The organism is Arachidicoccus rhizosphaerae (genome assembly GCF_900107765.1).
GTDB classification, from domain to species: Bacteria; Bacteroidota; Bacteroidia; order Chitinophagales; family Chitinophagaceae; genus Arachidicoccus; species Arachidicoccus rhizosphaerae.
The window spans coordinates 39,553-57,396 of the sequence record NZ_FNQY01000014.1; the positions used below are offsets into that span (position 1 = coordinate 39,553).

The following is a 17,844-nucleotide window of genomic DNA, read 5'->3' on the forward strand; positions in this document are numbered from 1 at the left end:
CACTATCTATTCATTCTAAAAAAACTGTCCATGAAAAAAATTAACGCTTTATGTAGAAGGACATTGCTGATTTTTCTGCTGCTATCCTTTGTCAGGCTGGAGGTTAGTGCACAACAAAATAAAGTACATGGCCTTATTAAAAATCAGGAAGGGACGGTCGTCTCCGGAGCAACTGTCCAGGTTAAGGGCAGTAGCCGCTACGCTGTCTCTGATAATAATGGAAATTTTGATATACAGGCTAGTATTGGAGATTCCTTAGTCGTTACGCATATAGGGCTGGATCCAATAACAGTGGCTATCTCCTCTGAGGATATACAAATTGTGATGCAGATCAGCGAGGCGGCCACTGCGGGAACCGATGTGATCGTAACGGCACTTGGTATCAAAAGAGAAGCCAAGTCCATCGGCTACTCCGTACAGAAGGTATCAGGTGATGACATCACCAAGGCCAGCGCACCGGATCTGGCTTCAGGATTGATGGGTAAAGCGGCTGGTCTGAATATTTCTTCTTCCAACGGTGTTCAGGGCAATTCTCAACGTATTGTCATCCGCGGGAATAACAGTATTCTGGGCAGCAATCAACCCTTGATTGTCGTGGACGGGATACAGGTTCAAAATGACCCGATTGGTGGACAGTCTGCCTCTACCAATAGCACGGACCTTGTCAGTCCTAAAGACTGGGGCTCCTTTTTAAACTCTCTGAATAGTGATGATATTGAAGATATTACGGTGCTGAAAGGTGCTTCTGCCGCCGCTCTTTATGGTGCCCGAGGTTCCAATGGCGTAATTTTAATTACCACCAAGAAAGGAAAAAGTAAACCAGGACTGGGTATCGATTATAATTTTTCTACTTATGCCACAGACCCTTATCAATATCAGGATCTGCAGAATTCTTATGGTTATGGCGGCGCCAATGCGATGTGGTCTGCTAACCTGGATTTTCCTAAGACCACAGACGGGCAGCTGCGCTACCCGGGAAATTACCCTTGGGACGGCACACCGGCAGGTGACCAATATGAAATCGCCGGCCCTATACCCGGCGGATATTCCACCTGGGATGTTTTCAGTTGGTACGGTCCGGCTGCTTCCTGGGGTCATAAACTGGATGGGACAGAAATTATCTGGTGGGATGGTGTAAAGCGAAAATGGGATCCCCAGCCGGATAACAGATCCGCATTTTACCGCACGGGTCATACCACGACCCATAATGTCGCCTTTAGCAATGCCGGAGACTGGGGCAGCTTCAGAGTGGCTTATACCCGGCAGGATAATTCTGCTATTATACAAAATAGTGACTATAGTCAGAATACCTTCAATTTTGGAGGAACCTTTAAAATCTCAGACAAACTCCATGCAGAGGTTACCGGTACTTATACCAATTACAACAGGCTGAATGTGCCCGATATCGCAAATGATAATGGCTGGAGTCAGTTTACCATTTATAATATGTCCAGAGATTATAAGCCCCTGGAATTTGACAGCTATAAAAATGCGGATGGCAGCAAAAATGTCTTTACCAATAGCTCCGCCTTCGGATTCTATCCTTATAACAATAACTGGGCACAGGACCTCTTCTGGCATGTTTTTGAACAAAACCAGAACCTGACCAGAAATCAGTTGCTGGGCTCCGTTAAGTTGTCCGCAGATCTGCTGCCTTGGTTGAATATTACCGGGAGAACTTCCATCAATTATGCGAATACCAATATCGAAAGCAAATATTCTCCCATAGATGCCGGCGGGGTTGAGGGACAGTATGGTATGGAAAGTATCCAAAACAAGGATATTAACTTGGAGCTTTTTACCACCATTCATAAAGATAATTTTCTGACCAGCGGCTTAAATGCCAGTCTGATGGTTGGTAACAGTGCCCTGAAGAGCCGCAGTTATGATAACAGTGCCTGGAATAGTGGTGAGCCAGGTGCTACTTATGGCCGTGCCAGCACTAGTCCATGGTCGGTCCCTTTCAAATATTTCCTGTCCAATACGACGGCCACCGGGATGACGCCTCCAACAGAAGTCTGGAATGATTATAATATCAACTCCCTGTTTGGAATTGTAAATCTGTCCTATCAGGATTATTTATACCTGCAGGTCAGTGGACGCAATGACTGGTCTTCCACTCTTCCGGTAGAAACCTCTTCTTATTTCTTCCCTTCAGCCAGTCTGAGTTTTGTCTTTACACAGGCTATTAAGTCTATGAAGAATATAAAATGGCTGGATTATGGTAAACTCAGGGTCTCTGCAGCGGGAAGTGCTAATGGTACGGATCCTTATCTTTCTACTTATACCTATAGCTCAGACGTGGTATCTAATTACCTGAACGGAACCGCACCGACCTCATTTGGGGGGTTGCCTGTCAGAGGGTATAAAACCGTATTGCCGCCTGCAGGTTTTCTGGTACCTCAGCGTAACTCTTCCTATGAACTGGGGCTGGAAGCTTCCATGCTGAAAAACAGGTTGAGTGTTGATTTTACTTATTACAAAACCAAGGCTACCAGCCAGATTTTACAAGGCAACCTTGCCTGGTCATCCGGCGCCTCTAAAGTAACTTTCAATACCGGAGAATTATCCAATCAGGGTTTTGAATTCATCATTCGCGGCACGGCTGTTAAAAGCAGAAATTTCAGTTGGGATCTTACCTTAAACGGTGCGCATAACCAGAATAAAGTCATCTCTCTGGCAGAAGGAATCGATAAATATCCCCTACAGGATTTATGGGGGGTAAGCGGAGTGGAAATGTATGTAAAAGCCGGTGAGAACTACGGGACTATTTACGGTTATGACTATACGTATCTGAATGGCAAAAAAGTAGTTAAACAAGTATTTGATAAATCTGATCCGACTAAAGTAGTGGGTACACAATATGTGACGACGCAGGATCTGGTGCCAATAGGCAATGCAACCCCTAAACTAACCGGCGGTTTAAGCAATAACTTCAGATATAAGAATTTCAGCTTATATTTTCTGACGGACTTCAAACTAGGCGGTCAGATCTGGTCAGGCGATTACTCTGCCGCCATGGGTACCGGGCTCTCTCCGGAGACTTTAAAAGAAAGAGAAGGCGGCGGGCTGCCTTATACCTATCCTGATGGCACTACCGCTAACCATGGGGTGATTCTGGATGGGGTGCTGGCTGATGGTACACCTAATACGGATGTTGTCCATTATCTCTGGAAATATGCAGGACAATATGAAGCCTGGTCCAACGTGCCTATGCCACGCAGTAACGCAATCTTTACAAACTCATGGGTAAAATTAAGAGAAGTAACCCTTACCTATAGTGTCCCCAAAGACTGGATCCGTAAATCCAGGGTCATTCAGGGACTGGATATTTCACTGATCGGCAGAAACCTGTTTTATTTCTATACCAGCCTGCCTGATCATTTAAATCCTGAAGCTATTAATGGTATTGGCAATGGACAAGGGGTTCAATGGGCGGAATACCCATGGACCAGAGATTATGGTTTTTCCGTTAAGGTGCAGTTTTAATTTTTATCATCGTTCAAATTATTTATCATGAAAAAAATAATGATCCATAGCAAAAGTTACCTGGCGGTGATATTGGGTGTACTATTATTTACTGCCTGTACCAAAAACTTTGAAACAATCAATACCCCACATAAAGATGCAACAACGGCCAGCACACCGGAATTGTTTAATTTAATTATCAGTTCGCTGCCACTGACAGGAGGGGAGCAGTCCGTATTTAATTCCTGGATTTATCCGATCACCCAGCAGGCGATTGTTACTTCCGGCGCCTATCCTTACGATAATGCTAAAAGTGCTGTCTGGTCTAATTACTATCAGACCTTAGCCAATTACCGTTTGGTTGAACAGCGTATCGCTGATTCTGCGGGAACCAGGTTTGATAATATGTATGCCATGCTGAAAACAGTGATGGCCTACAAAACCTTTAAAACCAGTAACTATTATGGGGATATGCCGCTTCAGGGTGCCGGATATGCCCCTTTAAAGGGAGCGGACGGCTATAAGGTGGTCTATGAATCCCAGCAGGATATTTATAAGGATATATTGGCGGATCTAGACTGGGCGGTGGCGCACCTAAGTAGTAGTACAGATCAATATTCGGTGGGCGCTTATGAAACGCTTTTCGATGGAGATTTGGATCAGTGGCTTAAGTTTGCCAACAGCCTGCGGCTGGTGATCGCTGTAACCATGTATGACAAGGATCCTTCTACTGCGGCCACTGAAATAAAAGCGGCCCTTGCCGCCCCGCTGCTGGCAGATGGGGAGGACGTAGGCCTATGGCCTTCTAAAATATCTGGACTGGAATTTGATTGGCGCCAATGGTCTTTTTCTGCCAACTGTTATTTACGGATGGGAACGACTATGTGGGATCTGATGTCAGATGGAGATAAGACCGATGGCTCACAGATTTTTGATCCAAGATGTAAGATCTTCTATGAACCCAATAACAGCGGGGAGTGGGTCCCCTATCCTCAGAATCCACCGACAGGAATACCTGCAGAAGGTGGCGCTCCTTATGATACCAAGCGCTTTACGGATTGGGATAATAAAGGCGCCGGCTGTATTTATTCTCCTGTGAATCTGTATTTTGAACAAGACATAGACTATATTCCTGAACTTTTCCTCACAGCAGCGCAGGTTCATTTGTTTAAGGCGGAAATCTATAACAGAGGTCTGGGAGTGACAGCGAACCAAACCACTGCTCAAACAGAATATGAAGCCGGTATTAAAGCGTCTGTAAATATGTGGACCGGTATTGCTTTTAATTCCACAACCTGGAAAGAAGGAAAACCTGCAGCAGCTACAGTATCTCAATCTGTACTCAATACGCTACTTGCTAACGCTAAGGTCAAATATGAAACCGGTGATGCCAGTGCTTCCCTTAAAAAAATCTATGCGCAGCTTTGGATAGATCAGTACAGACAGCCCTGGGACGCCTGGACCTTACAACGCAGAACAGGCAATAAAACACCAATGTCTACCACCAATCCTAATTACTATAATACCAATTTTGCAGGTAAAGTAAGGTTTGTTTATCCTGATGATGAACAAAGCTATAATACAGTTAACTGGAGGGCCGCAACCAATGGCAGCGATCTGAATACGAGCAAGATTTGGATAATGCCGTAATACTTATTAACAACTAACTGAAAGAAGTCCGGCTGGGAAGTAATTCCTGGCCGGATTTTATATATTAGACGGCGTTGGGTTGACCTACTATTCTTTTTCAGTTAATTGGTGGTTTATTGATCTATAAATTCTAATTAATTCCTCAAGGCTTGCTTGTTCTTTTTTGATGGTTTTTGGCCGGACGTAAAACCAGTTAAAGCCTATCCAAATAAAAGTAATTAAGTAAGAAAAAATAGCCCAGCCAATCGTCATTTTCAAAGAGAATTCATACATATACAAGCAAACGCCTGAAAATAGTAAGATGAAATATAATCTCGATACCTTGTTTTGTAAAATTTTTTGTTTAACCTTTATTAAGGATAAACTTTTCACATAATCAACATTGCTTTTAGTATTGTCAATGTTATTAAAAATGGGTATTAGCTTTTTGCTGGCGAGTATAAACATTACGATAGCTATAATGATCAGACAAATTCCGATTTTTGTACTGATAAACTGATACTGATATTTATGCCATATATAAACAATAAAACCCAGTGTTGCGGCGAGTAAAATATTAGTAATTATAAGTTTTCGTAAACTTGATTTTTTATATTGCTTTATTTTACTAAGCAATTCTTCAATATCAGGAGGACATCCTTTTTGTTGTTTCCAAATAGTTGACAGGTCTATATTATCGTAATTCATGTTCTTTAAATTTTTTCATTAATTTTTCTTTAATCCTATGAACCTTCACTCTGACGTTAGATTCCGAGAGACCGACGATGCTTGCAATCTCTGCTTGTTTTATATCTTCTAATTCCAGTGAAATGATGATGCGATCTGTTTGGGGCAATTCAGAAATAAATTTGTAAAGCAATTTGATTTGAGGCTCCTTAGATTCATGCTCTTCTGCTTTTAAATTTAAAGGTAACTCAACGTTTATGATGCGTTTCTCATTTTTAATTTGCCGTAAACAATTATTTGAAGCGATTCGAAAAATCCAGGTTCCAATATTAGATTCGTTTCTAAATTTAGGGAGTTGTTGCCAAATGGTTATAAATGTTTCTTGTGCTAAATCTTGGGCGACTGCATGATCGTTTACATAGCCCATGCACAAACGATATATTTTTTGCCAATAGGATTGATAAATTTTTTCAAAATCCATTATTTATTCATTAAGAAATTTGTTAATTGGTTGAAATACCATTGTTTGTCATCATACATTATAAAATGTAAGCCCCTAGTCGCATATTGTAATTTGACGGATTTTAAATTTTTATATTGTGCTTCTATACGTGGTTTAATATTTGAAAAATAGGGCTCTAATAATACAAGAGCTGGACATGTAATGTTTTTTATTTTGTCTCTTAAATCGGTATTGGAAAAATCGCAATACATTTTAGCAAAAGTGCTACGGTCTGATTTTAAACTCCAATTTATTACTTTTTCCTGCATTGCAGAATCTGCTAAGAGGCTTTTTACACCGGCTTTCTGCATTTGGTAGAACTGATCCTCTGTCATGGTTTTCATTTGATTTATTACTTTGGAACAGTCATTGTCTTTTTTTGATTGGAAAGAGTCATTGGATAATGCCAGCAGGCAAGGCAAGGCATCTACAACAATTATTTTTCCGACCAGGTCCGGATAGTCTGAAGCCAGTGCTAATGCTAAGCCTCCGCCCATACTATGTCCTACCACAATCGGGTGGTCAATTTTATTGTCTTTTATAAAATCAGCAATTGACTCCTCCCAATTATTAAAACTGGGGGTCGTCTGTGGCTGAGCACCTGCGAAACCGGCCATTGTTAATGTATAACAAATATACTTATTTTTAAATGTTTTTACTGTCTCATCCCACACTTCCCCGGAACAAGCAAATCCTGGGATAAAAATTATGGTTTGATTCCCTTGTCCCGTTTTTTGAAAGTTAAAAGCATATTTTTTTGTTTGCCCATATACATTTACGCATAAAATCGTAAGTAGGAAGATAATAATCCTTATTTTGTATTTGTTCATTTTTTGAAAGGTTAAATGGTTATTTTTCCTTTAGAGACAAATATTGCTGAAATGTTACAGGAGGTACAAGAAATTTTTTTGAGGCATGACATCGATTTTTGCCAAATGCCTAAAAACAAGAATGGACAAGCTGGATTTTATCATCACAATATTAATAACTAAAGCAAAAAAAGGTCGTCCGACTGGATGACCCTTCTAGATATAACGTTGTGGATGATTACAGAACCGAACCAACGAATCCTGTAATCATATCAAACAGATCTCAACAACAACTATTGTTTAATGAATTTACCGGTTTAAAGGCGCTTGCCGTCTTTGGTAATAATGACCAGATATAAACCTTTACTCAGGCCTTTGATGCTGAATTTACTTCCATGGCCTTCTAGCACCTGCCTGCCGGATGCGTCATAGATGGTGACAGTTGCTTCTTGTCCCAGCCCTGGAATATTAATGTAATTCGTGGCAGGATTGGGGTAAATCGTCAGGGAGTTTTCGCCGCCAATGTTGACCGATATTACTCTATTCAAAGGATTTTTACACTATTTTTAGTCATCTCAAAGAGACGATAGTAATGAATCCCTGCAGGTACATTTTGTGCTATATAGGAATACTTAAGGTCAGATGAACTATTGCCGCTGGCTGATTGTGAAGGTGCGGTATACAAGCTGCCCCAATGAATAGCATCTGTGCTTGTTTCCGGTAAATAACCCTGTACGTTCTGTTCGGAGGCTGATCCCCATTGAATGAGTACACTTTGATCCTTTTGGGCAGCGGCTGTAAAATAAGTAAGATTCACAGGCAGGGGAACGTTTACTTCGCAGATCGTAGTTGGGCCCGTCAAAAATTACTATCTGATATATTTCGTTATAAACAAATTTTGAATTGACTTTTCCTATTTTTTATTTTTGGAATTCAATGGGATTAAATCAAAGACAAATTTGATCAACTCATTTAAAGGTGTTGTATCACTGAATTCTTTTTCAAAAAAATCAGGTCTTTGGCCCAGAAACGATCTGACCCCTTGATCAAAAGGAACAAAATGGCCATCTTTATTCTTGTATGATTCAGGATCTTTCTGCCGGTTTTCATAATATTTCATTTTTAGCTGTTGAAATTGCGTTAGGGGAATTAAGTAAGAAAAACTACCATGGTCTATTTTTCCAATTATCCAAAGTAGGTTGTCAAGCTTATTAAAATCATGTATTCCGGATTCGTGATTGAGTTTGTTTAAAGCATCAAAATAACCAGTGAAGTTACAATAATCAAGATTGGCAATCAATGCTTGGGTATTAGAGAAATATTTTTTTTTGAGGCTTTTATAGGCCTTCTTGGCCAGACTGTCATAAATAGGGAATCTATAGTTCGTTGCAAAATAAAGATATTTTGAAATCAGAGAGACTGCATGACGTCCATCAATTGGACTGCCTTGAGCATCTAATTTTGGTTCCTCTTTATTGATTCCATAATGTCCGCTGAATATATTGTGAATGATATCTTCTGGATCAGCATTGACACTGTTTAAACGGTTTAAATATAAATTACAGCATTCAATGAGTCCTTCCTTTGACTCGTGTAATTTAAATAAGGCCTCACTAAGTTCATGAAAACCAAATATGGGTTTCATCTGGGTGGAATATAAACTATCCAGTACATATAGTCTCAAACGGATATTTTCTACTGATGGAGCTTTCTCTTTAAATAATGCTGCAAGTGCATCCTTATTGGCTTTAAATTCAATTCCTTTATTGGCCGATTCCAATATTATATTAGCTTTATCCGCCCATTCTTTTACGGGAATATCTGTAGTCATAAATGTTATTTTGGCTTTGTACGAATGAAGGTAAGTTGTTCTGGACAAATGGAATCAATTTGTGCTGGATATACTATATTTTCCAACTTTTCCTGATAGCCGAGTAGGTACATTTATATAAGGTGGCAATTTGTAATAAAGACTTCAGAATAACCGCAAGAAATACAGTTATTAGATTAATTATTCGCCACAAAGCTAAAAAGAGTATAAAACTGGCAGACTAGTGGAATGCAGGGCGGCCTATGGAGCTAAATTCAAATAAATTAAGGAGACAGCCCTAAATCGGCTGTTTTAATTGTTTAGTTTAGTAGTTGTATGTAAGAAAGTTTTCTTTTTATAATAGTTGTGAATATCAATAGTTTAAGTATATTTTGATTTCTAAGAAGGAAAATAAATCTTGCTTAATGAAAGAAAAATTGAATAATAATACAAGAAAAGTTGTTTTTCTGAAAATCTTATCTATATTTGCAGTGAGATATATCGTTAGTGTTTCCAAATTGTAAACAGGGTAAGACATATAAAGCCTGTTTAAAACCAAAATTAATGAGTGCCTTTATCGCCACACTTTTAGAGAAAAGGCAAGAGAGAATATAGAAAAACGATATAGATGTTATGTGAATAGGAAAAGACTATTTAACTTCTACCTCCGGAATTAATATATCAACGATTAGGAAGGTGGTTAGAAAATTGGAAATCTTTTTCCGCCAATGGCTGTCTCTGCAGCCATTTTATAACTGTTATGAGGATTCAGCAAAGTGTTTCAAAAGATTTGTGTTTGTAAGGTCGTGGTTATGGCTGTTTTTTAAGCTAAGCGCATCTGAAGATGAAATGTAAATTATTACTAATGATGGTGGTTTTGTGGATGGAAACGCTAGCGTTTGTAACAGTCAATGCGCAGCGAAGTAATAGTTATAAAAATGTGGAAGATGTTATGGTGGGCTACTCAATGGGGGCGCATGTAGGTACCCAGGGTTTTGGACTAAACGCGGCATATGCAAGCAGTGAGGTTTTTGCCTTGCGACTAGCAGGATCAATAGCACCATTAGGTATAAGTAAAATGAGAAGCTGGGGCAAGCATGATTATGATATGGATTTGAAGGGCCGCTTTTATAACGCATCGCTGATGGCAGAAGTAAAACCTTTTAGACGCTCCAGTAATTCAATGTTTATACGCAGACTAGCGGTAGTGGGCGGCGCAGCCTATTTTTTCAGGGCCGAGGCCGACGCGCTAGCTGTTCCAAGCGAGGATTATTACTACGGAGAAATAGTGATTCCTAAGGAGGAGCTGGGCTCCGTTAAGACAAATGTCGACTGGAAAGGCTGGGCACCTTACCTGGGATTGGGCGCAAGAAATATTTATTTGAAAAGCGGGATTAAAGGCGGCTACCTGGGGCTTAATATTGATATCGGATCTTATTATCTGAGATCACCTAGCGTGAATGTAACAGCAGACAAAATGTTGTCGGGCAATACAGCTAATGAGTGGATAATTGAACGCAATTTGAAGAATTACAGGTGGCTCCCTGTTATTCAAGTGGGGGTTTCCTATGGTTTTTTTAATTATTAAAACTGGATACAATGAAAAGAAATAAAGTAATAGTAGCCTTAGTGGCGGCACTCATGGTAGTTATGAGTCTGGTAATGACCCGTTGCACAGATGCTTTAAAGGACGTCCAGATTACAGTAAATTCTAAAGTATTCAAATACACCACTTTATTTGAGGTGTCGGGCAGTTCGGGTGCAGATATGCAGGATGCTACTGTTACTTTAAGCGGAGAGGACGCCTCAAGGATCTTTAATATGAATGGTTATCAGGATTTTAAGATTAGCGGGGGTGTTTTGGCATTTGCTGTGGATCCCAATAATTTACCGACTGAAGATCATCCTGTTGCTTTTAATGTGATTATTAAAAAGTCAGGCTATTCTACTGTAAATATACCCGTAGAAATTACGGTTGCAGATAGTAGTTCCATGCATTATGTTGTAATGATCGACAGAGCCAACCCACCTGCAGGAGTGGAATCGAAATCCAATACGCTGAAATTAGAGAACGGTAAGGTCATTAAAGACACGGTCATATATGTCGGCCCCGGAACCTGTACCTGCACTACTGGTAAAACAACTGTAGGGCTTAAAGCCGGAACAGGATTTAAAACGGGGGATGGGACAATCCTTGGCAATGAACTTTCCAGTATTCAGATTACGTCGCTTTATGTTGAAACGTCAAGCAATGATGCACTGCAGGTATTTCCCGGCGGTGACCTGACCCAAAAGAAAGTACTGGTTCAGAGCGGCGAGTTCCAGGCGGGGACATTAATGCCGGCAGGCCTAATTGAGCTTTCTATGACAGGAGCAGGCAAGGACATAAAGGGCTTTACCACACCTATTGATATTACCATCCGACTAAACCCTGATTATATAAATCCTGAGACGAAAGCGCCGGTGAAAGCAGGTGATCAGTTAAAAGTATTCAGTTATAGTACGGATAAAGGATATTTTCAGTTTGAGACTATGGCTACGGTAGAAGACCTGGCAGGAAATTTATCTGTTCATTTTCCAGTGGACCACCTGAGCTGGTTTATGGTGGGTGATTTCATTAAAGCCTGCAATAGTAGTATTGCAACAGTTTTATCCAATAACACAGCCATGGTTAGTCTGGCCTTTAAAATTAAGGCTGCCTGGCTGGCCGCAGGCGTGACCACCCCGGTTACCATAAAAGTGTATTCCACAAAGGATGGCGGGACTAATCCGGATTTATTAATCTACACCCTGAGTGGAACCATAATGGACGGTCAGCAATTGGCCGCAAGTATCATCCCCGGAATGCCGATTATTATAAAAGTATTTGATGCCTTTGGTAATCAAATGTTTTCCGGAAATGTCAGTGATCCTTGTAGCGTCGCAACCACACTTGGAAGTGAGGGTGGTGGTGTAGATCTGCCACTTAATCAGACTGCTGCGACCAGCAATGCCAAGACGACCATGCAACTATATGTCAGATGTCCCAATAATAAAAACCCAATCACTGTGCTGCCGACCTTCTATCTTTATTTTAAGGATGCCGGAGCCGCTGACAATACTTATAAATTGGTGGGTATGGTGACCAATGGCTATATAACTACCAATTTACTGAGTGTAAACAAAAGATATGATTTTAAAGCAATCTGGGGTAATACGGTAAAAGTAGTACATGATAAAACTGTCCTGGTTGATAATACGGCCACTGTAGGAGATAATCAGGGTGCAGGAGAGTTAATAGGAACTAAGGCGGGGGCAACCAATCTGGAGATGCTGAAAGAGAATTGCGACGGGCTGTTATGATTGAGTATATAGCAACCAGGGAGGTACCATGAATTCCGTCTCAATTTATTGGAGCCTCTCTGGATTGCTGCTCAAATGGTTTAATAGGTTTTACAGGGCTGATATTTATAAGAATTAAAAGGGTTCGCGTTAATGCTGCGGTTTACAAAAAGAGAATAATTTAAGGTTCAGGCAGTTATTCAAGATGGATTCCGCCTCGGACAAGAGCCATGCCTTTGATTTCAGAACGAGCGATTTCAAATGTATGGAAGGAAGGATTGTCGCTGCTCATTTTAAAATGGAGCTCATCTTTGCCTTCTAGTATTCTTTTGACAATTACACCCTGGCTGGTAGAGAGAACGTAAATTTTATTCCATTGAATGAAATCTGTTGACTGGATGAGTTTACAGGCGATGAAGTCTCCACTGTTGTATAAAGGAAAGAGTGATAAATCGCGCACTCTAGTGAAGAAGTCGGCATCGCTGAATTGGGTTTGAACATAGTTAGTAGGGAAATCTGGATTGGGTTCAGTTTGGTCTCCTGCTAAAAATGGCGCAAGGTATTCAGAAGGGATTAAAGGCAGCCCAATCGGAGTGTCAGTAAGTTCGTGACCGGTGCCTGGCTTTGTGGATGCGCCTAATAAAGACGCTTCCTGACCTAGCATATCTCCGATCCCTACTATTAACCAAACAATGTTTACTTCTGGAAAGGACTGGATGAATTTTAGAATGTTGCTTTCGGTAATTCCATTGTCCTGATCCAGTATGCCGCGAGTGATACCGGTGGTTTTATAGAACTCATATTTGGTAATACCTTTAAAGGTAACGTATTGTATGATACGTTTTTTAATGGATGATTTTTGTTTCATATTTAGAATTGACCTATTTCTGTTTATTTTTTGTTTCTAAATCAGAAACAAAGCATTATGCAAGGTCAAGCAGTTATGCAATTATACACAAATTTACGTATGAATTTCAATCTAAATATTAAAAAGTATTAAAGTATTGTGGACAACAAATCGGCTTATAATCATAATATCTTTCTATCATTTAGTTATATATTATTTCAAATTAAAATTTTAAATATACTGAATTGTCAATGCTCCAAAACCGTTATGCATGTTTTTTGATAGGCTAAATTATTGATTATCTTCAAAATCAAAACTAGTGCCAATTTGGAAATTCTTTGCAGGTATTGCAAGAGGCTGCATTCAAAACTAACATTTAGATCTGTTATGATACTTTGCGCAATACTTGCATTTTTATGACTTGAATTAAGGCTGGGTAATAATGAGCTGATTAAGAGCATGTTTTAGCAAAAGATAAGAATATGAGAATTTTACACTTAATTTTTTCATTTAATGTGGGTGGTGCCGAAGCCATGTTGGCTGATATTATTAATAGCCAATGTAAGCAAGCGGTCATGAAACTGATTATAGTCAATTCCGGCATTAATGAGACGTTGAAAAACTCGATTTCTCAAGATGTGGAAATTGTTTGTTTAAACAGGAAACCTGGCTCTGTTAATCCGCTTCCGATGATTCAGCTCAATAGGGAGATCCTTAAATTTAAACCAGATGTTATTCATTGCCACAATCATAATATGGTCAATACCATTTGGGCTTTGTCTTATAGACAAAAGACAATTCTGACCATTCATGATACGGGAGGGGATATTAGGAACCTGGAAAAATTCAGAAAATGCTTTGCTATTTCAGAAGCTGTCAAAAACGATGTCTATGACAGAAGTAAGTTGGATATTGATATTGTATATAATGGAATCAGATGTAACGACATAAAAATCAAAGGTGAAGGATTTGACTCTGCATTACAAGTCAGCAATATAAAAATCGTTCAGGTTAGCCGTCTGCATCATGAAAAAAAAGGGCAGCATCTGGTATTATTTGCTTTAAAAAGGATAATCCAAAAAGGATATCCACCTTTTCAACTGGACTTCATTGGTGCAGGGAAGTCCAATGAATACCTTCAAGGGCTGGCAAGTGAATTGGGCATTTCTGATTATGTACATTTTTTAGGAATAAGAAGCAGGGAATATATTTATGAACATTTAAGAGAGTATGACTTGCTGATCCAACCCTCACTGAATGAAGGCTTTGGGCTTACTATTGCTGAAGCAATGGCAGCCAAGGTGCCTGTCCTGGTTTCCAATATAGAGGGGCCGATGGAATTAATTAAGGATGGTAAGTACGGATCTTATTTTGAAAGCGGAAATGTGGAAGATCTGACTTTTAAACTTATTGAATTTTCTCGAATGAGGACATCTGCCGTTTTGGAAAAAAGAGTAGAAAGTGCATATGACTATTGCAATGGTAATTTCAATATTGCTGTTACTGCAACCAAGTATTTAAATAGCTATAAAACATTATAGATATGGACTATTATGACTTAAATGAATATAATTAATATGGGATGAGTTAAATGGTACGTTATTAAGCTAGACAAAACCTGAATAAAATTACAGGAGTATTTTTTTATTTGAAACATAGGTGTCATTCGTCCGAACGTATTTAAAGTATATGCTGATCCAATTATTTCGGTTCATTAGAACTGTTATACGGTTTGTTTTACCAGCCATTTTCTTTACCAGTAAACCCATCGGAATTGCAGCTGCTGGATTGCTGGCAAAGAAAATAGTATAACTGCTTAAGTTTTGATTCTCATCATGATTTAATAATTAAATGAATGAAAAATTTAATTTTATTGTTTTCGTTTTTCTCTCTATTTGTATTTACTCCTCTATTAAACAAAATTGGTTATGTGGGAGGTGATACAGGTCCGGCATATTTTAAAATATTGCCGTCAACTTATATAATCCTTATTGGTTTTGTATTTGTTCTATTTTACAAAGCAGAGATGTTTTGGAGTATTCTTTATAGGAAAAAATATGGGTTTGCCTTATTGGCCCTATGTTTATTGTTATTGATGTATATTATCTTTCAGAAAAGAACAAGTGCCATTTCTTTTATTGGTGATACACTAATAGCCAGCGCCATGTTGGCCATTATTTTACCTAAGTATGATTATAAACTTAATCTTTCTGTGCAAAGAATTATTTTGATATTTTTTGTTGTTGACTGCTTGTTTGCAGTTGTTGAAAGGTTGTTGAGCCGTAATTTTTTTCCACCGCTATCTTTAAATGTACTCACTGATTATTATGAAGCGGCTTTCCGATCAACTGCTTTATTAGGGCATCCATTAAATAATGCGCTCAATCTGATCGTGATTATGGGTTTTCTTTACCTGAGCCGCATCAAGTATAAAAATCTATTACTGTTACTGGGCATGATTGCATTACTTTGTTTTGGATCCAGAGGCGCTATATATGGTTTTTTGGGCCTGACTATTCTTCATTATTTTATTTATAGGTATTTATATAATAAAAGTACTTTCAGTTTAATTAAATCTAACAGTAAATTTTATACCTATCTCTATTTTATATTCGGAGGCTTGGTATTAACGGGGCTGCTCTTTTTTACTCACTTTGGAGATAGACTACTTTCTGTTTCCTTGTATGACGAAGGAAGCGCAGGAGCAAGGGTTCGCATCCTGTCTATCATGGATTATGTTAGTGTAAATGAGATTTTATGGGGTATATCCTCCCACAAAATCGAGGTATTACAGATGAAGTTGGATCTGGCAATTATTGAAAACTTCTGGTTGCAATGGATTCTTCGATTTGGGTTGGTATTTACCGTTTTATTGAGCATCAGCATAGTGGCATTATTGTATAACAGGCTGTATTATTTATATATTAACGAACGATTATATTTGATTGCCTTGTTCTTGTTTGTGGCCTCTACGAATAACTCCCTGGCTACAAATACGGGTGCAATCAGTACTTTCATTCTTTGTACCGCTGGCTTTAATCCATTCCGGTATGTAATAAGAGTCAGTCAATCCGGGACCGGTTATAGTGTGCCTGCCTTCCCAAAACCAAATCTGGAAATAATTTAGTTGTTGACCTGATATAGGTACTGCTAACGATTGGTTTTAAAACTTTAAATGCCTTAAGGTGTAAAAATGCCTTTAAATACTTAAATAAATAGAATGGGCGCAAGTCGGAATATAGTTAAAAATACGGGGTTTTTATATGTCAGGATGATCGTTATGATGGTCATTACTTTTTTTACATCCAGAATTCTTTTGAAATCATTGGGTATTAACGATTATGGGCTTTTTAGTATTATTGTCGGTATTGTTGAGATGTTGGCATCATTAAGAGGCGCGTTTTCTTCTTCCATTCAGCGTTTTTTAAATTATGAAATGGGTGTAGATGGCAAGGAAAATCTGCAGAAAATTTATAGTATGGGTGTCAATATTCATATTCTGATCTCGCTTGTCTTTTTAGTGATTACAGAAAGTGCCGGTTTATGGTTTTTAAATCACAAACTGGTTATACCTGCTGATAGGTTAGGGGCTGCCAATTGGATTTTTCAATTTGCCATCGCTTCCAGTATTGTAACAATAATGACTATTCCGCAGGATGCGGTGATTATTGCAAATCAGAAAATGAAAATTTATGCCTATATCACAATATTGGAGGCTTCTTTAAAATTGGGAACTGTATTGCTCCTTCCTTTTTTCGGGATGGACCGCCTTATTTTATATTCTTTCTTTATTCTGGCGGTTTCTTTTTTAATCAGGTTTGTAACCTCAATTTACTGTATTCGAACATTTGATATCTGTAAATATAGATTTGTGTGGGATAAATCTTTATTTAAGCAATTAGGATCTTTTGCAGGCTGGAACTTCCTGGGAACCTCCTCTTATACGTTGACAACTGAAGGGTTAAATATTATTCTGAACCTCTTTGGAGGCCCTGTAGCCAATGCTGCCAGAGGTGTTTCTCATCAGATCCGGACGGCTTTAGGCTTGTTTAATATGAATATCCAGCTGGCCAGCTCTCCACATTTAACAGAGTTGTATGCCAAAGGGGAGCACAAGCGGTTTGAAGAGCTGTTTTGTTCCATTACCAAGCTTGCTTTTTTTATAATGTCTATTTTATGTTTGCCGCTTTTTTTTTATACTAATTTCTTATTAGGTATTTGGTTATATGAAGTACCTCAATATACTGTGGTCTTTACACAGTTGACCTTGGTTTTTATTCTAATCAGAACCTTTCATTATCCAATAGATATGATAATTAAGGCTGTAGGTGATATAAAATTGTATCAAATTCTGGAATCCATTACTTTACTATTGCCTTTACTAGTGGCTTATCTGCTGTTAAGGGAGGGTTATGCGTTATATACAGCTTATGTGGTGGTGGCCGTTTTTGAATTGATTAATCTGGCGCTGATATTAAAGATTGCGGAGAGGATTGTCAAGATAGACTTAATGCGTTATTTAAAAACGGTTATTCAACCTATTATTTTGGTATTCACAGTGAATATGGGCCTTGGCTTTTTCATCAGCCGCTACTATATGACCAGCAGTATACTATATAATTTTTCGACTATTTTAGTGATTGTACTATTGGCCTGTTTGATAACATGGATTTTGGGACTGAACTTAAAAGAAAGGCAATTCGCGAAGAATTTTGTTTTGAAGGCACTTGCACGAATAGGCGTTGGTCGTTTGAGTGAATGTTGATTTAAT

Annotated in this window: 14 protein-coding genes; 7 read left to right on the forward strand and 7 right to left on the reverse strand. The window is 38.8% G+C overall.

The features are described from left to right. Positions 1-30 precede the first annotated feature (30 nt). Both BLU80_RS12520 and BLU80_RS12525 read left to right on the forward strand, forming a co-directional pair. On the forward strand, positions 31-3,489 hold the full coding sequence (locus BLU80_RS12520; protein ID WP_091398882.1) for a SusC/RagA family TonB-linked outer membrane protein: 3,459 nt from the start codon (positions 31-33) through the stop codon (positions 3,487-3,489). Positions 3,490-3,516: 27 nt separating this feature from the next. Continuing rightward, positions 3,517-5,118 carry a SusD/RagB family nutrient-binding outer membrane lipoprotein gene (locus BLU80_RS12525; RefSeq protein ID WP_091398888.1) on the forward strand — a complete coding sequence of 534 codons (1,602 nt, stop codon included), beginning with the start codon at positions 3,517-3,519 and terminating at the stop codon, positions 5,116-5,118. An 87-nt stretch (positions 5,119-5,205) separates the two neighbouring features. Here the strand turns inward: BLU80_RS12525 and BLU80_RS12530 are convergent, their stop codons facing one another. From BLU80_RS12530 to BLU80_RS12555, 6 genes are all read right to left on the reverse strand, one after another. After that, positions 5,206-5,805, reverse strand: coding sequence for a hypothetical protein (locus tag BLU80_RS12530; protein WP_091398890.1), 600 nt, complete (start codon positions 5,803-5,805; stop codon positions 5,206-5,208). Beyond that, positions 5,792-6,265, reverse strand: a complete 474-nt coding sequence (locus BLU80_RS12535) for an RNA polymerase sigma factor (RefSeq protein WP_091398893.1) — start codon at positions 6,263-6,265, stop codon at positions 5,792-5,794. Before BLU80_RS12535 ends, BLU80_RS12530 begins: the two co-directional genes overlap by 14 nt. After that, the gene (locus tag BLU80_RS12540) at positions 6,265-7,116 is read right to left on the reverse strand and encodes an alpha/beta fold hydrolase (RefSeq protein ID WP_091398896.1); all 852 of its coding nucleotides are present in this window, start codon (positions 7,114-7,116) and stop codon (positions 6,265-6,267) included. Before BLU80_RS12540 ends, BLU80_RS12535 begins: the two co-directional genes overlap by 1 nt. Before the next feature lie 296 nt (positions 7,117-7,412). Continuing rightward, positions 7,413-7,643: a T9SS type A sorting domain-containing protein gene (locus BLU80_RS12545; protein WP_091398899.1), complete on the reverse strand. Its 231-nt coding sequence runs from the start codon at positions 7,641-7,643 to the stop codon at positions 7,413-7,415. Then, a complete protein-coding gene (locus BLU80_RS12550) occupies positions 7,640-7,957 on the reverse strand; it encodes a hypothetical protein (protein ID WP_139188149.1) in 318 nt (105 codons plus the stop codon). The genes BLU80_RS12545 and BLU80_RS12550 overlap by 4 nt, the downstream gene beginning before the upstream one ends. 51 nt (positions 7,958-8,008) lie before the next feature. Next, positions 8,009-8,926: a hypothetical protein gene (locus tag BLU80_RS12555; RefSeq protein WP_091398905.1), complete on the reverse strand. Its 918-nt coding sequence runs from the start codon at positions 8,924-8,926 to the stop codon at positions 8,009-8,011. Between the two features lie 844 nt (positions 8,927-9,770). On the opposite strand from BLU80_RS12555, the gene BLU80_RS12560 reads away from it, so the two are divergent. Together BLU80_RS12560 and BLU80_RS12565 are read left to right on the forward strand one after the other, a co-directional pair. Further along, positions 9,771-10,493: a hypothetical protein gene (locus BLU80_RS12560; RefSeq protein ID WP_091398906.1), complete on the forward strand. Its 723-nt coding sequence runs from the start codon at positions 9,771-9,773 to the stop codon at positions 10,491-10,493. 11 nt (positions 10,494-10,504) lie between these two features. Then, positions 10,505-12,247 carry a hypothetical protein gene (locus tag BLU80_RS12565; protein WP_091398910.1) on the forward strand — a complete coding sequence of 581 codons (1,743 nt, stop codon included), beginning with the start codon at positions 10,505-10,507 and terminating at the stop codon, positions 12,245-12,247. Between the two features lie 175 nt (positions 12,248-12,422). Here BLU80_RS12565 and BLU80_RS12570 read toward each other — a convergent pair whose 3' ends face one another. Next, positions 12,423-13,094 carry a S24 family peptidase gene (locus tag BLU80_RS12570; protein WP_091398913.1) on the reverse strand — a complete coding sequence of 224 codons (672 nt, stop codon included), beginning with the start codon at positions 13,092-13,094 and terminating at the stop codon, positions 12,423-12,425. Between the two features lie 461 nt (positions 13,095-13,555). Between BLU80_RS12570 and BLU80_RS12575 the strand changes: the two genes are divergently transcribed. The 3 genes from BLU80_RS12575 to BLU80_RS12585 all read left to right on the forward strand — a co-directional run bounded on the left by BLU80_RS12575 (position 13,556) and on the right by BLU80_RS12585 (position 17,838). After that, entirely contained in the window at positions 13,556-14,614 is a 1,059-nt protein-coding gene (locus BLU80_RS12575) for a glycosyltransferase (protein ID WP_091398915.1), read from the forward strand. Between the two features lie 314 nt (positions 14,615-14,928). Beyond that, positions 14,929-16,200 carry a VpsF family polysaccharide biosynthesis protein gene (locus BLU80_RS12580; RefSeq protein ID WP_091398917.1) on the forward strand — a complete coding sequence of 424 codons (1,272 nt, stop codon included), beginning with the start codon at positions 14,929-14,931 and terminating at the stop codon, positions 16,198-16,200. Positions 16,201-16,293: 93 nt separating this feature from the next. After that, on the forward strand, positions 16,294-17,838 hold the full coding sequence (locus BLU80_RS12585) for a lipopolysaccharide biosynthesis protein (protein WP_091398918.1): 1,545 nt from the start codon (positions 16,294-16,296) through the stop codon (positions 17,836-17,838). Positions 17,839-17,844 lie beyond the last annotated feature (6 nt).